Genomic DNA, 250 nt, shown 5'->3' on the forward strand with positions numbered 1-250 from the left:
GGCAGCTCCTCCGGGAACGCTAAAGCCAAATTCCAGCAGAAAAGCATGCATTTGATTGGTTGTTTATACCTTATCCTGAACCAGGGATTAACGCACACGATGCAGAGCCCGCATTGCCTGCTGAGATTCCGTTCTGGGCTGCACAAAACGCATAGACGGACGCGATGCAGCTTCACAAATAGCTTCGGCGTCGACAAAGTCGTGTTTTTTTGTTTTTACGAACGGGCGGGCAAATTGTGGTGATATCAGC

1 pseudogene is annotated in these 250 nt (G+C 49.6%); it reads right to left on the bottom strand.

What is annotated here, in order from left to right:
• Window positions 1–250 (bottom strand): annotated as a pseudogene (locus tag LZ634_RS22615) (IS110 family transposase); the annotation flags it as partial.

The organism is Kluyvera intermedia (genome assembly GCF_021440345.1).
Taxonomy (GTDB): domain Bacteria; phylum Pseudomonadota; class Gammaproteobacteria; order Enterobacterales; family Enterobacteriaceae; genus Kluyvera; species Kluyvera intermedia_A.